The 13,210-nt window shown below is 58.2% G+C and carries 14 protein-coding genes; 6 read left to right on the top strand and 8 right to left on the bottom strand.

Annotated features, from left to right (window positions below):
• Position 1 precedes the first annotated feature (1 nt).
• Both J5276_RS04650 and J5276_RS04655 read right to left on the bottom strand, forming a co-directional pair.
• Positions 2-520, bottom strand: coding sequence for a hypothetical protein (locus J5276_RS04650; RefSeq protein WP_112154602.1), 519 nt, complete (start codon positions 518-520; stop codon positions 2-4).
• Between the two features lie 131 nt (positions 521-651).
• Entirely contained in the window at positions 652-1,635 is a 984-nt protein-coding gene (locus J5276_RS04655) for a TerC family protein (RefSeq protein WP_003516041.1), read from the bottom strand.
• Positions 1,636-2,086: 451 nt separating this feature from the next.
• Here J5276_RS04655 and rpsD point away from each other — a divergent pair, with 451 nt between their 5' ends.
• From rpsD to J5276_RS04680, 5 genes are all read left to right on the top strand, one after another.
• Entirely contained in the window at positions 2,087-2,704 is a 618-nt protein-coding gene (rpsD, locus tag J5276_RS04660) for a 30S ribosomal protein S4 (RefSeq protein WP_003516040.1), read from the top strand.
• A gap of 69 nt (positions 2,705-2,773) precedes the next feature.
• Positions 2,774-3,703 carry a glutaminase gene (locus tag J5276_RS04665; protein ID WP_003495341.1) on the top strand — a complete coding sequence of 310 codons (930 nt, stop codon included), beginning with the start codon at positions 2,774-2,776 and terminating at the stop codon, positions 3,701-3,703.
• A gap of 63 nt (positions 3,704-3,766) precedes the next feature.
• Positions 3,767-4,681, top strand: coding sequence for a tRNA 2-thiocytidine(32) synthetase TtcA (gene ttcA, locus J5276_RS04670; RefSeq protein WP_003516038.1), 915 nt, complete (start codon positions 3,767-3,769; stop codon positions 4,679-4,681).
• Positions 4,682-4,697: 16 nt separating this feature from the next.
• Complete coding sequence (locus J5276_RS04675; protein WP_003516037.1) at positions 4,698-5,525, top strand: inositol monophosphatase family protein; 828 nt, start codon at positions 4,698-4,700, stop codon at positions 5,523-5,525.
• Between the two features lie 30 nt (positions 5,526-5,555).
• Positions 5,556-6,380, top strand: a complete 825-nt coding sequence (locus J5276_RS04680; RefSeq protein WP_003516036.1) for an inositol monophosphatase family protein — start codon at positions 5,556-5,558, stop codon at positions 6,378-6,380.
• A gap of 73 nt (positions 6,381-6,453) precedes the next feature.
• On the opposite strand, the gene J5276_RS04685 is transcribed toward J5276_RS04680, so the two are convergent.
• From J5276_RS04685 to J5276_RS04695, 3 genes are all read right to left on the bottom strand, one after another.
• Positions 6,454-7,662 carry a multidrug effflux MFS transporter gene (locus J5276_RS04685; protein WP_065702540.1) on the bottom strand — a complete coding sequence of 403 codons (1,209 nt, stop codon included), beginning with the start codon at positions 7,660-7,662 and terminating at the stop codon, positions 6,454-6,456.
• 138 nt (positions 7,663-7,800) lie between these two features.
• Positions 7,801-8,136, bottom strand: coding sequence for a Grx4 family monothiol glutaredoxin (gene grxD / locus J5276_RS04690; protein WP_003516034.1), 336 nt, complete (start codon positions 8,134-8,136; stop codon positions 7,801-7,803).
• A 170-nt stretch (positions 8,137-8,306) separates the two neighbouring features.
• On the bottom strand, positions 8,307-8,558 hold the full coding sequence (locus tag J5276_RS04695) for a hypothetical protein (protein WP_013636391.1): 252 nt from the start codon (positions 8,556-8,558) through the stop codon (positions 8,307-8,309).
• 109 nt (positions 8,559-8,667) lie between these two features.
• Between J5276_RS04695 and J5276_RS04700 the strand changes: the two genes are divergently transcribed.
• Positions 8,668-9,816 carry a hypothetical protein gene (locus tag J5276_RS04700; protein ID WP_065702413.1) on the top strand — a complete coding sequence of 383 codons (1,149 nt, stop codon included), beginning with the start codon at positions 8,668-8,670 and terminating at the stop codon, positions 9,814-9,816.
• Positions 9,817-9,952: 136 nt separating this feature from the next.
• On the opposite strand, the gene J5276_RS04705 is transcribed toward J5276_RS04700, so the two are convergent.
• The 3 genes from J5276_RS04705 to J5276_RS04715 form a co-directional block, all read right to left on the bottom strand.
• Entirely contained in the window at positions 9,953-10,186 is a 234-nt protein-coding gene (locus J5276_RS04705; RefSeq protein WP_003516012.1) for a BolA family protein, read from the bottom strand.
• Between the two features lie 16 nt (positions 10,187-10,202).
• Positions 10,203-12,437 (bottom strand): phosphoribosylformylglycinamidine synthase subunit PurL, encoded by a 2,235-nt coding sequence (gene purL, locus J5276_RS04710; RefSeq protein ID WP_209159544.1) that lies wholly within the window; start codon positions 12,435-12,437, stop codon positions 10,203-10,205.
• Between the two features lie 114 nt (positions 12,438-12,551).
• Entirely contained in the window at positions 12,552-13,142 is a 591-nt protein-coding gene (locus tag J5276_RS04715; protein ID WP_003516010.1) for an acyloxyacyl hydrolase, read from the bottom strand.
• Positions 13,143-13,210: the final 68 nt, after the last annotated feature.

Raw genomic sequence — 13,210 nt, forward strand, 5'->3', positions numbered from 1 at the left:
GCTATTCAGTCAAAGTCCGCACCGCGAAACTGATCATCGTGTAGAGACCACTGAGGCTCAGAGCCAGTACGCAAAAAATAACGGCTATAAACAGTGCCGAGGTCAATCGATGCGGCCGTTGATAGCGGCGGATGCTGACATGTGTTTGCAAGGGAGCGAGCCGGGAGAGCTGGGTCGCTGTCCATCCGTCACGTTCGAATTCCGGCGAAGCGATAAAATCAGCAAGATGCCGTTGTCGTCTAATAGAAGAAGGCAATTGCGCCAGAAAGCGTTGCGGTTCACGCCTGTTGCTTCTTGACAGGAATATAGTGATCGCTTCCCTGAAACGCTCGTCGCGTGCGCCTGAGCAGAACAACATCCGTCCCGCTTCAATGAGATCGTTCATCTCAAGCAGCACTTCACCGTATTTTTGAAAGAGTGCCAGATCGACTTCAGGATGGCTGAGCCTGCCCTGAAGGATTTCCTTCGCTCGCCAAAGTTTCTTTTCTGAGATTGCCTGATCAACGGTTTCAAAAGTCATTTTTGCGATGAATTGGACGTTTGTTTTAATATTGAGAAAATATATTTCGGTCTAGCTAACAATAATACAGATCATATATTTCATTATCTAAAAAGAAAGAGGAGGCGTAATCGCCTCCTCCTTGCTCATCATTACTCGATAGCCTTTGTTTCCTTGCGCGTCGCAATCAGCGAACCGATGATGCCTGTTGCGAGGATGGCGACGGTGACGCCGAGCGAGACGGCGGGCGGGATCTTGGCGATGCCGAGCATATCCGCGACGAAAATCTTCGAGCCGACGAAGACCAGAACCGCAGCCAGCGCGTATTTCAGATAGGCGAAGCGGTGGATCAGGGCGGCAAGTGCGAAATAGAGGGCGCGCAAGCCGAGGATCGCGAAGATGTTAGAGGTATAGACGATAAACGGATCGGTGGTGATAGCGAAGATCGCCGGGATCGAATCGACCGCGAAGATGAGGTCGGCGATTTCGACCATGATGAGCGCCAGAAACAGCGGCGTCACAAAGGTCTTCAGCTTGCCTGTGGCAGCATCGGTCTCCTTGACGAAGAATTTCTCGCCATGCAGCTTCTCCGTTACCGGAAGGCGGCTACGCAGGAATTTCAGGATGCGGTTATTGCCGATGTCGTTCTCGTCATGGTCGGATGAAAACAGCATCTTGAGGCCCGTGAAGACGAGGAAGGCCGCAAAGAGATAAAGCACCCAGTGGAAGTTTTCGACAATTGCGGCGCCGCCGGCAATCATGATGCCGCGCAGAACGATCACGCCGAGGATGCCCCATAGCAGCACGCGGTGCTGATATTGGCGGGGAATGGCGAAATAGGAGAAGATCATCGCGATGATGAAGATATTGTCCATGGCGAGGCTTTTTTCGACCACGAAGCCGGTGACATATTCCATCGCTGACTGTTCACCGGACTGGTACCAGATCCATCCGCCGAAGGCCAAGCCGATGGCGATATAAAAGCCGGACATCAGCAAGCTTTCACGGATGCCGATTTCCTTGGAATTCTTGTGCAGCACGCCGAGATCGAGCGCCAAGAGGCCAAGGACGAGAGAAATGAAGACCGCCCACATCCATGTGGGGGTACCGAGAAAATCGTTGAGGAGGAACTCCATCAGTCAACCTTTAGCCGGACGAGGTTGGCTTTGCGGATGGGGACGCGTATCAGGAATAAACGTGGGCCCCAACCTTCAAGAGACTCGACATCGCGTGTTGTCCGGTAACACGCCAGAGGGGCCCGAGTCCTGATTACGGCTTAGAAGTGGGTGGGCCTTCCAGCTTTTCAAGGGCTAGTTCGAGAAAAAAGCGGCGGGCTTTGTTTGACAAATTTGTAAAACGTGTTTAGAAGCCGCCCCAACGCCGGGCAGTCATGTCCGGTGTGTTTCGTTGACTGCCTTGCAGTTTATAAGCTGACGTTCGGCGGTCAACATCACCGACATGTCCCGTGGTCTCTCCATTCGCATGTGAGAAACCTGTCAGAGGTCCTGAAACGGGCTTCAGAGGAGGGCGTGTTTCCTCAAACCGGTTTGGCAACAAACCGGCATAACCTATTGAGAAGGAAATACGATGAGCAAGCGCGAATCGGCTAAGTATAAAATTGACCGCCGTATGGGCGAAAACATCTGGGGCCGTCCGAAGTCCCCGGTAAACCGCCGCGAATACGGCCCGGGCCAGCACGGTCAGCGCCGCAAGGGCAAGATGAGCGACTTCGGCACGCAGCTGCGCGCCAAGCAGAAGCTCAAGGGCTACTACGGCGAACTGCGCGAAAAGCAGTTCCGCGCCACCTACGACGAAGCAAACCGTCGCAAGGGCGATACCTCCGAGAACCTGATCGGCCTGCTCGAGTCGCGTCTGGACGCCATCGTCTACCGCGCCAAGTTCGTTCCGACCGTTTTCGCATCGCGTCAGTTCATCAACCATGGCCACGTCACGGTTAACGGCGTTCGCGTCAACATCGGTTCTTACCGTTGCAAGCCGGGCGACGTTATCGAAGTTCGCCAGAAGTCCAAGCAGCTGGTGACCGTTCTCGAAGCTGTTCAGCTCGCAGAACGCGACGTTCCTGATTACATCGAAGTCGATCACAACAAGATGGTTGCGACCTATGCTCGCATCCCGGCTCTGTCTGACGTTCCGTACCCGGTCGTCATGGAACCGCATCTGGTCGTCGAATTCTACTCGCGTTAATCGGCGCGTTTCAGTATTGAGAAAGCCGCCCCTCGGGGCGGCTTTTTTGTTTGCTGGGGAAGGCTTTGCATGCAGGACATTCAGGCGATCGTCGATTCCATTTACGACAGCATGGTGCCGCGCCTGGGCGAGGGCAAGGTTGCGGATTACATTCCGGAACTCGCCAAGGTCGATCCGAACCAGTTCGGTATCGCCATCACCACTGTCGACGGAACCACCTATACGGCTGGCAATGCGCTCACGCCGTTTTCGATCCAGAGCATCTCCAAGGTCTTCATGCTGACGCTGGCGCTCGGCAAGGCGGGCGAGACGGTATGGAACCGGGTGGGGCGTGAGCCGTCGGGGTCGTCCTTCAACTCCATCGTCCAGCTGGAGCATGAGCACGGCATTCCGCGCAATCCCTTCGTCAATGCCGGTGCCATCGTGGTGACGGATATCGTTCTTTCCGGCCACCAGCCGCGCGAGGCGATTGGCGAGCTTCTGCGTTTCGTCCGTTATCTCGCTGATGATGACACGATCAGCATTGATGACACCGTGGCGAAATCCGAGCAGGCGACGGGTTTCCGCAATTTCGCGCTTGCCAATTTCATGCGGTCCTTCGGCAATCTGCATCACCCTGTTGAATATACGCTGGGCGTCTATTTTCATCAGTGCGCGCTGTCCATGACCTGCGCGCAGCTTTCACGGGCCGGTCTTTTCCTTGCGAATCGCGGCCGCAATCCGCTGAGTGGTCATACGGTTGTGTCAGACCGACGCGCGCGGCGCATCAATGCGCTGATGTTGACCTGCGGCCATTATGACGGATCGGGCGATTTCGCCTATCATGTCGGCCTGCCGGGCAAGAGCGGCGTGGGCGGCGGCATCATGGCAGTGGCGCCGGGCAAGGCGTCGATTGCGGTCTGGTCGCCGGGTCTGAACAAGGTTGGCAATTCGGCGCTTGGGTCGCATGCACTGGAAATGCTGGCGACGAAAACCGGCTGGTCGGTATTCGGGGCTTGATATTGCGGGCGGATGCGGGCATTTCCTGCATTGAAAATGGCTGAATGCCAGAGCGGGCTAATCATGAACATTGTCACCAGCATCGCAGATGAGGTCGAGGCCGATCAGGACCTGGCCGGAGAAAATGGCGCTTCGCATCCGCTGTTCGACGCGGCACCCCGTTCTGTCTCCTTCAACAAGCTGCGCAAGCGGCTGTTGCGCAATGTACGTCAGGCCTTCGGGGATTTTGGCATGCTGAACGGCCAGAAGCGCTGGCTGGTAGGCCTTTCCGGCGGCAAGGACAGCTACGGCCTTCTGGCGCTGCTGCTTGATCTGAAGTGGCGCGGCCTTTTGCCCGTGGAACTCATTGCCTGCAATCTGGATCAGGGCCAGCCGAATTTCCCCAAGCATGTCCTGCCGGAATATCTGGCGAAGATCGGCGTCGCACATCGCATCGAATATCGCGACACTTATTCCGTTGTGAAGGAAAAGGTGCCGGCGGGTGGCACCTATTGTTCGCTCTGTTCGCGGCTGCGGCGCGGCAATCTCTACCGTATTGCGCGGGAAGAGGGCTGCGACGCGCTCGTGCTCGGCCATCACCGGGAGGATATTCTCGAGACCTTCTTCATGAACTTCTTCCATGGCGGCCGTCTGGCTGGCATGCCGGCAAAGCTGATGAACGACGAGGGCGACCTGATGGTGCTGCGCCCGCTTGCCTATTGCGCCGAAGAGGATATGGCGAAATTCGCGGCGGCGATGGAATTCCCGATCATTCCCTGTGACCTCTGCGGCTCGCAGGACGGGCTTCAGCGCAATGCCATGAAGGAGATGCTGGCTGACATCGAAAGGCGTATGCCGGGCCGCAAGGACGTGATGCTGCGGGCGCTTGCCCATGTCAATCCATCGCATCTGCTCGACCCGAAGCTTTTTGATTTCTCGGCGCTCTCTGTCACCGGCGCGTCACCTGAAGAGCGTACGGAGGCCAGCCCTCCCTTATGAAGAAGTGCCCTTAGCGATGACCCTTTCCGATAAAGATATCGACTTTCTGATTTCCACCGTTGCCGCTGCCGGCCGCCAGGAAATCATGCCCCGCTTCCGCAATCTCGACGCAGGCGCGATTTCCGAAAAGACCTCTGCGGTCGATCTCGTCACCGAGGCGGATATTCTGACGGAAAAGGCGATAACCGCCGCTCTTCTGCAACGGTTTCCGAAGGCCCATATTGTCGGCGAAGAGGCCTATGACGCGGATCAATCCGTTATTCCTGCCCTTGCCGATGCACCATTTGCCTTCGTGATCGATCCAATCGACGGCACTTTCAACTATGCTTCCGGTTTTCCAGCTTTCGGCACGCTGCTCGCCGTCACCGTCAAGGGTGAGACGGTCGCAGGCATCATCCACGATCCTGTCATGGGTGATACCATCCTTGCTCTCAAAGGCGAGGGCGCTTATCTCCACCGCAAGGACGGCTCACAGGCAAGGCTCAAGGTTGCCGATCCCCTGCCATTGTCCGAAATGGTCGGCATATTTTCCTGGGGTCACAGCCATGAAGATCGCCGCCCGGTGATCGCCGCCAATATGGCAAAGATCAAGATGGCGCTTTCAATCAATTGCTCGGCTCATGAATATTGGCTTGCCTCGACTGGCAAGCTGCACTTCATCGGCCACGAAAAGCTGATGCCCTGGGATCATCTCGCCGGCGTTCTCATTCATCAGGAAGCGGGCGGCTACACGGCCCGTTTCGACAATACGCCCTACCGGCCAGGACAGACGACAGGCGGCATCCTGTCGGCGCCCGACAAGGAAAGCTGGAAGATGCTGCGCCGGGAAATCGTGGCCTTATAATATTGACGCTTAAATAGAAGGATATCGCCCATGGCTATCGAACTCGACATCGCCTCTCTCGCCAATGCGCTTCAGGAGGCGGCGGCAGTGGAAATCCTGCCGAGGTTCCGTAATCTGGGTGAGGGCGACGTCAGGATAAAGAGCGAGGCGATAGACCTCGTAACCGAGGCTGACGAGGCTGCTGAGCGGCTGATCCGCGCCCGCGTGCAGGAAATCATGCCGCAGGCGCTGTTCATCGGTGAAGAGGCCGTTGCGGCGGATGCCTCGCTGCTTGGCAAGCTTGCGGATGCGGATCTTGCCGTGGTGGTCGATCCGATCGACGGCACCTACAACTTCGCGTCGGGCCTGCCGCTGTTTGGCGTGATGATGAGCGTCATCTCCAAGGGCGAGACCGTTGCCGGTCTCATTTTCGATCCGATGGGCAATGACTGGGCGATTGCTGAAAAGGGTTCCGGCGCATGGCTTTGTGCCGCCGATGGTTCGCAGACGCAGATGTCCGTCGTGCCCGCACCGGCACTGTCGCAGATGGTCGGCATCGCCAACACCGGTTATTTTGACGTGGAGACCCGCCGCAAGATTCTCATGAACCTCGCGGATGTGCGGCTCTTCACCAGCTACCGTTGTGCTGCGCATGAATACCGCGTGTTCTGCGGCGGCCACATGCATTTCCTGATGTACAACAAGCTTATGCCCTGGGATCATCTCGCTGGCACCCTGCTTTCGCAGGAAGCGGGCGCCTACGCCGCCCGTTTCGACGGCTCGCCTTACCTGCCGCGCCACCTTGAGGGTGGCCTGCTGCTTGCTCCTGATCAGGAGACATGGGAATTGCTGCGCGAGAAGATTTTCACGGTTTGAGTGAAGTTCGGCTTTTATCAACAAAAAGGGCGTGGAACCGAGTTCCGCGCCCTTTTTATTTGTCTATCCGCCCTTAGTGCGTCGGCTTGTTGTGGGCCTGAAACAGCACGCCCTTTTCTCCGATCAGCACGAAGACGAGGCCGATAATGGAGACGGCGAAGAAGCCGGCTACCATTGGCAGCGCTGTGCCATCGAAAGCCTGACCGATAACGGCACCGATCAGCGAACCGCCGACGGTTCCCATGAAGCCAATAACGGACGAGGCCGTGCCGGCGACATGGCCGAGCGGCTCCATGGCGAGCGAGTTGAAGTTCGAGCCGATCCAGCCGAACTGGAACATGGCAAGCGCGAAGAACACGATGAAGATCGCAAAGGGCATCGGTTCCGGCCCAACCATCTGTACCACCAGCCACACGAAGGTGATGGCGATGAAGCCGAGCAGCGATCCGTGCGACAGCTTGCGCATGCCAAACCTGCCGACAAGCCTTGCATTGATGAAGGACGAGAAGGCCATGAACAGGGCGACGCCCGCAAAAGCGGCCGCAAACCATGCGCCCAGCCCGTAGATGCCCTTATAGACCTGTTCGGCGGAATTGATGAAGCCGAACAGCGCACCGAAGATAAATGTGCTGGAGAGCGTGTAGCAGAGCGCGATACGGTTGGTGAGCACGATCTTGAAGCCACCGAGGATCGAACGAATCGTGAAAGGCCTGACGTCATCGGCATGCAGGGTTTCAGGCAGGCGGAAATACATCCAGGCGGTCACGACGGCGGCAATTCCGGCCATGAAGGCGAAGATAAGGTGCCAGTCACCGAAAAACAGCACGATCTGGCCAGTGCCGGGTGCGATGACCGGAACGACCATGAAGACCATCATGATCAGCGACATGACTTCCGCCATCTGACGGCCGCCATAGATGTCGCGCACGATCGAAATGGTGATGACGCGCGTCGCCGCAGAGCCGATGCCCTGAATAAAGCGCAGAACCAGCAGACCAGTGAATGACGGTACGAAGACGACTGCAATGGCCGAGACGATGTAGATTGCCAGCCCGACGAGCATCGGCTTGCGGCGCCCGAAACGGTCCGAGATCGGTCCGTACAGAAGCTGGGCAATGCCGAAGCCTAGAAGATAGCTGGAAATGACGTATTGACGGTGGTTTTCATTCACGACGCCAAGTGACGCGCCGATTTCCTGAAGGCCGGGAAGCATGATGTCGATGGCAAGCGCATTCAGCGCCATCAGCATCGCGGCAAGCGCGATGAATTCCGTGCGCCCCATCGAAACGGCGCGCGAAGTGGTGGATTGTGAAAGTTCTGTCACAGGATTGCCCCAAAAAGAACGGCAAAGGCGTTGCATGAAGCAACGCCTGGCATAAGTTTTCTGACAATCAGGGTGGGCCGGATGAACCGGCCGAAATCAGGCCGCGCCGCGGACGCTGATACCCTGTTCTTGGAAGTGATTTTGAAGTTCACCGGACTGGAACATCTCTCTTACGATGTCACAGCCGCCGACGAATTCGCCCTTGACGTAGAGCTGCGGGATGGTCGGCCAGTTGGAATAATCCTTGATGCCCTGACGGATGTCGGCATCGGCGAGCACGTTGACGCCCTTGTAGTCGACGCCGAGATAATCGAGGATCTGTACGACCTGACCGGAAAAACCGCACTGCGGGAATTGCGGGGTGCCCTTCATGAAAAGAACGATGTCGTTGCTCTTCACTTCGCTGTCGATCATATCGTGAATGCCGCTCATTGGCCTATTCCTTTCACATGCGGTTCAAGGCCGCTGCTTTGACTTTGTCCCTAAATAACATGTCGCGGCGCGATTTCCACCCGGGAAGCGTAAAAAATACGCTGGTGTGTAGTCGCAAAGTGACGGCCGAAACCTTGGCTACCAGGTGGGAAGCACGCTGAGGTGATGCATCATCGAAGCCGCTGTCTGCTGCGGGCGGCGGCGGTGCGTCTTTTGCTCACCTGTTTTTTGGCCGGCTTGGGTTTGACGGCTGCTTTGATTGCCGCTTCCAGCACGGAGCCGACGATGCCGCCTGCGAGGGACGTGTTGCTTTTGGTCCGGCGGCGGATGCGGCGGGTTTTGCGAAGGCCTGTCTTGGCGAGGACTTCGGACAGAGCGCCTTTGACGACGCCGTTTAGCAATTGATCGACGATCCCAGACAAAATTCCCTCGCAACAAATAAATCATATTTCCGTCGCGTTTTTTACTATACGTGCATCGCCCACTGTATCAAGCGATCCTTTCGGGTGTCTCCAGCCCGAGGGTTTATGCATGCCGACCGTCAAGTCACGACTTGTTCTTTATTTCCCGGGCTTCGATCCGCTCGATGCGGCTGCGCATCATCTGCGCTATCAGCGGGCGGCAGCGCTTGCTGGCAAGACGTGGGATGTCAATTATGCCGTGGGTGCGCTGGAGAACTCGCCGGCTGGCGAAACATTTTCGGTGGAGGCCTCGGCGGGCGACTGGCGGACGCGTTCCACCATCTTCGTCTACGACCACAATGCTGTGATATCGCGCCTGCGGGATGCGCCACTCTGGCGGCAGATCGCACTAGGCTTTGCGGCTGCGGCCGGTATCGTCGCGGAAGGTGGGGCAGGGCGTTACCTCCGTCACGCCTGGCGTTTCGGCCTGTTCTTCATTTTCCCGTTTCTGCTGATGCTGGTGGGTGGTGCGCTTGCGGCGGGGATCGCGCTCTCGCCATGGCTGTTCGGTTTGCCGCTCTGGTTGCTTGCGATCAGTCTTCCCGCTGCGGCCTTGTTCTTCGTGAAGGCATTTCTGCCTTTCGCCGAGCGGTTTCATACGTTGCATCTTTATGCCGACTGGCGCTTTGCGCTGGCCGTCGGGCGCGATGAGCCGATTGCCCGCAACTGGATTGAAGAGAAGGCAGCCCTCGTTCTCAAGGCGCTGGAGCAGCCGTCTGAGGAGGTTCTGGTCGTGTCGCATAGCATGGGCGCCAGCCTGGCGCTCGCCGTGATAGGCCGTGTGCTGGAACTGCGGCCAGATGCGCTGGATGGCCGGAAGCTGTCCTTTGCGACGCTCGGTGGCGCTGCGCTGCAATGCGCGCTGCTGTCGAGTGCGGACAGGCTTCGCCAGAGCGTCGGCGTGATTGCGCGTCACTCTGAAGTGACATGGTTCGATATCCAGTGCCTGACGGATCCGATCCACCTCTACCGCTGCAACACCGTGGCGCTGACCGGGCACAAGGATGCGCCGCAGCCGAAGATCGTGCCGATCCGTTTCAAGCACTCGCTTTCACCCGATCGCTACAAAAAGAACAAGCGCAACTTCCTGCGCATGCACCGGCAATATGTTCTGGGGCCGGACCGCAAGTCCGGTTACGATTTTACCCTGCTGACGGCTGGGCCGTTGCCGGCTGCCTCCTTTGCCGATCTGGAATCGCAGCAGCCACCTGTTTTGTAAGCGGCACGCGCCATTTGCCGGAAAAGAAAAGGCCCGCGTGACAGTCTCACGCGGGCCTTTTTCAATCCATGGCTTCAAGCGTTGCCGCGGCAAGGACAGTGAAACCGTCCTGCCGGAGACGCTTTTCGGAGCTCAGTCATTCGGGAGCCGAGGTCTGCAGGGCAAGGGCGTGCAGAACACCGCCCATATTGCCCTTCAGCGCGTCATAGACCATCTGATGCTGCTGCACGCGCGTCTTGCCCTTGAAAGCATCCGCGACGACTTCCGCCGCGTAATGATCGCCATCACCGGCCAGATCGCGGATCGTGACCTTTGCCCCGGGAATTCCCGCCTTAATCATGTCTTCAATGTCGCCGGGTTTCATGGGCATGGTGTATCTCCTTAATTCATTCTGCGGCGATTAGAGTTTCGCCATCCATGAATTGAGGGAACCACGATTCATAGGCCAAGTGCAATTCTTTAATCTCGATAGCGCGTGCCGTGCCCAGCTTTACGCTTGAGCCGCCGGTGACGCCGATCGCCGGGCAGGAAACGCCCGCTGCCTTCGCTGCCGCGCGCACTTCATCCAGATCGCTCTTCTTGACGGTCAGCACATAACGGCCCTGATCTTCGCCATAGAAGGTGAGGACGGGATTATGGCCCTCGACCGCGTCGATCGTCGCGCCGATGCCGGAGGAAATTGCCATTTCGGCAACCGCGAGAGCCAGGCCGCCCGAGGAGCAATCGTGAACCGCTGTGGCAAGACCGTCTGCGATAAGGGCGCGGACGAAATCGCCATTTCTCTTTTCAGCTTCCAGATCGACATGCGGTGCCGGGCCATCGATGCGGCCATGCACGTCGCGCATGTAGACGGACTGGGCAATATGGGTGCCAAGACCGGCAGGCGCGCCCGCCAGCAGCACGACTTCGTCCGAGGCGGCAAAGCGGATGCGCGCCATACGGCCCCAGTCCTTCAGCAGGCCAACGCCGCCGATGGTGGGGGTGGGCAGGATCGCCTGACCGTTGGTCTCGTTGTAGAGCGAGACGTTGCCGGAAACGATCGGGAATTCCAGTACGCGGCAGGCTTCGCCGATGCCCTTGATGGCATGGACGAGCTGGCTCATGATCTCGGGCTTTTCCGGATTGCCGAAATTGAGGTTGTCGGTGGCCGCGAGCGGCAAAGCGCCGGTTGCGGTGATGTTGCGCCAGCATTCGGCCACGGCCTGCTTGCCGCCTTCAAAGGCGTCTGCCTCGACATAACGCGGTGTCACGTCGGAGGAGAAGGCGAGCGCCTTCTTGTCATGGCCTTCAACGCGGACAACGCCGGCATCGCCACCCGGCAGCTGCAGGGAATTGCCCTGGATCAGCGTGTCATACTGCTCGTAGACCCAGCGGCGCGAGGAGTTGTTGGCCGAACCGACCAGCGACACCAATGCGTCGGCAATGTCTGCATCAGGAACGTCGTTCTCCGCAAGCGGAGCCTGAACCTTGCCGGGCGTCCACGGGCGGTCGTATTCCGGAGCCTGATCACCGAGATCCTTGATCGGAAGGTTGGCGACTTCCTCGCCATTGTGCAGCACGCGGAAACGCAGGTCGTCGGTGGTCTTGCCGACGATGGCGAAGTCCAGGCCCCATTTGACGAAGATCGCCTTGGCGACTTCTTCCTTGGAGGGCTCGAGAACCATGAGCATGCGCTCCTGGCTTTCCGATAGCATCATTTCGTAGGCCGTCATGCGCTCTTCGCGCACCGGTACGGCGTTGAGATCAAGTTCGATGCCGAGATCGCCCTTGGCGCCCATTTCGACGGCCGAGCAGGTAAGGCCTGCGGCACCCATGTCCTGAATGGCGATGACCGCACCTGTTTTCATCAGCTCGAGGCAGGCTTCCAGCAGGCACTTTTCGGTGAAGGGGTCGCCGACCTGAACGGTTGGGCGCTTTTCTTCGATCGACTCATCAAATTCGGCAGAGGCCATGGTCGCGCCGCCGACGCCGTCGCGGCCGGTCTTCGCACCGAGATACACCACCGGCAGGCCGACGCCCTTGGCTTCCGAAAGGAAGATCGCATCGGACTTGGCAAGTCCGGCGGCAAAGGCGTTGACGAGGATGTTGCCGTTATAGCGGGGATCGAATTCCACTTCGCCGCCGACGGTCGGCACGCCGAAGGAGTTGCCGTAACCGCCGACACCGGCGACGACGCCAGCCACGAGGTGGCGGGTCTTCGGATGGTCGGGTGCGCCGAAACGTAGCGCATTCATGGCTGCGATCGGGCGTGCGCCCATGGTGAAGACATCGCGCAGGATGCCGCCGACGCCGGTTGCCGCACCCTGATAGGGCTCGATGTAGGACGGATGGTTGTGGCTTTCCATCTTGAAGACGACGCAGTCGCCATCATCGATATCCACCACGCCGGCATTTTCGCCGGGGCCTTGAATGACACGCGGGCCCGTGGTGGGCAGGGTCTTCAGCCATTTCTTGGAGGACTTGTAGGAGCAGTGCTCGTTCCACATGGCCGAGAAAATGCCAAGCTCGGTAAAGCTCGGCTCCCGTCCGATCAGGTCGAGGATACGCTGGTATTCGTCGGGCTTCAGCCCGTGGGATGCAACGAGTTCCGGGGTGATCTTGATGGAGTTTGGAATCGACATAGGTCTCACGCGGTTCGAGCCGAGGAAAGTTTCCGGTTCTTTAGCGCAAGAGGCCTCTCCGTGCGACAGGAAAATGCGCAGTTTTGCCAGCAAAACGCTGCTTTGTTGGGTTATTCAGAACTTGTAGCCGACCATAAGTCCGACACGCGTCAGCCCGTCATTGGGGCCGTCGCACAGATTGGCATGGGAGGCATGTTCGATCTGGGTCGAAATATTCCAGTTGCTGTTGAAGCGATATCCGATGGCGGCATATTCATGAAAAAGCACGCGGCAACCGAATTCCGCGCCAGTTTCGCCCGGACCATTTCTCAGCCTGCCGTCATGCCACAGGCCGCCAAAGCCGAGGTCGACGAAAATCTTCGGATTGAGATCGAAGGTCCAGTTGATACCGCCGTAAATGGTATTTGCTTCGCCCTCGGTGCCGATTTCCGCACCCAGATGCAGACGCGGTCGGGCAAGTTTTTCGCCAAAGGTGACCGCCGAGGCGCTCGCGAAAGGATCGAAATAGGCAGTGAAAGCCGGGAAGACACCATCTTCGCCGCCACCATTGCGATCGGCGAGCGAGGTTGTGACCCCGAAACGCAATTCATCGAACACCGTGCCGTCTGCGGCGGCGGCCGGCGTCATGTCACTCAACACACATGCTGCGAAAACCATCGCGAGAGCAACAAATGCCCTGGCGGATATGGAACTGAATGCTGCCATCGAATCATTCCCCGCTCCGAAGTAGGGAAAGGATGGCAGATTCGTCGGCGTGGTAAATAATGAGTTAC

This window comes from Agrobacterium sp. S7/73 (assembly GCF_019355535.1).
Classification (GTDB): Bacteria; Pseudomonadota; Alphaproteobacteria; order Rhizobiales; family Rhizobiaceae; genus Agrobacterium; species Agrobacterium tumefaciens.

Excerpts from the sequence above, each read along its gene's own strand:
- J5276_RS04650 (WP_112154602.1), bottom strand. The coding sequence starts at position 520 with ATGACTTTTGAAACCGTTGATCAGGCAATCTCAGAAAAGAAACTTTGG.
- J5276_RS04655 (WP_003516041.1), bottom strand. The coding sequence starts at position 1,635 with ATGGAGTTCCTCCTCAACGATTTTCTCGGTACCCCCACATGGATGTGG.
- rpsD (WP_003516040.1), top strand. The coding sequence starts at position 2,087 with ATGAGCAAGCGCGAATCGGCTAAGTATAAAATTGACCGCCGTATGGGC.
- J5276_RS04665 (WP_003495341.1), top strand. The coding sequence starts at position 2,774 with ATGCAGGACATTCAGGCGATCGTCGATTCCATTTACGACAGCATGGTG.
- ttcA (WP_003516038.1), top strand. The coding sequence starts at position 3,767 with ATGAACATTGTCACCAGCATCGCAGATGAGGTCGAGGCCGATCAGGAC.
- J5276_RS04675 (WP_003516037.1), top strand. The coding sequence starts at position 4,698 with ATGACCCTTTCCGATAAAGATATCGACTTTCTGATTTCCACCGTTGCC.
- J5276_RS04680 (WP_003516036.1), top strand. The coding sequence starts at position 5,556 with ATGGCTATCGAACTCGACATCGCCTCTCTCGCCAATGCGCTTCAGGAG.
- J5276_RS04685 (WP_065702540.1), bottom strand. The coding sequence starts at position 7,662 with ATGGGGCGCACGGAATTCATCGCGCTTGCCGCGATGCTGATGGCGCTG.
- grxD (WP_003516034.1), bottom strand. The coding sequence starts at position 8,136 with ATGAGCGGCATTCACGATATGATCGACAGCGAAGTGAAGAGCAACGAC.
- J5276_RS04700 (WP_065702413.1), top strand. The coding sequence starts at position 8,668 with ATGCCGACCGTCAAGTCACGACTTGTTCTTTATTTCCCGGGCTTCGAT.
- J5276_RS04705 (WP_003516012.1), bottom strand. The coding sequence starts at position 10,186 with ATGCCCATGAAACCCGGCGACATTGAAGACATGATTAAGGCGGGAATT.
- purL (WP_209159544.1), bottom strand. The coding sequence starts at position 12,437 with ATGTCGATTCCAAACTCCATCAAGATCACCCCGGAACTCGTTGCATCC.
- J5276_RS04715 (WP_003516010.1), bottom strand. The coding sequence starts at position 13,142 with ATGGCAGCATTCAGTTCCATATCCGCCAGGGCATTTGTTGCTCTCGCG.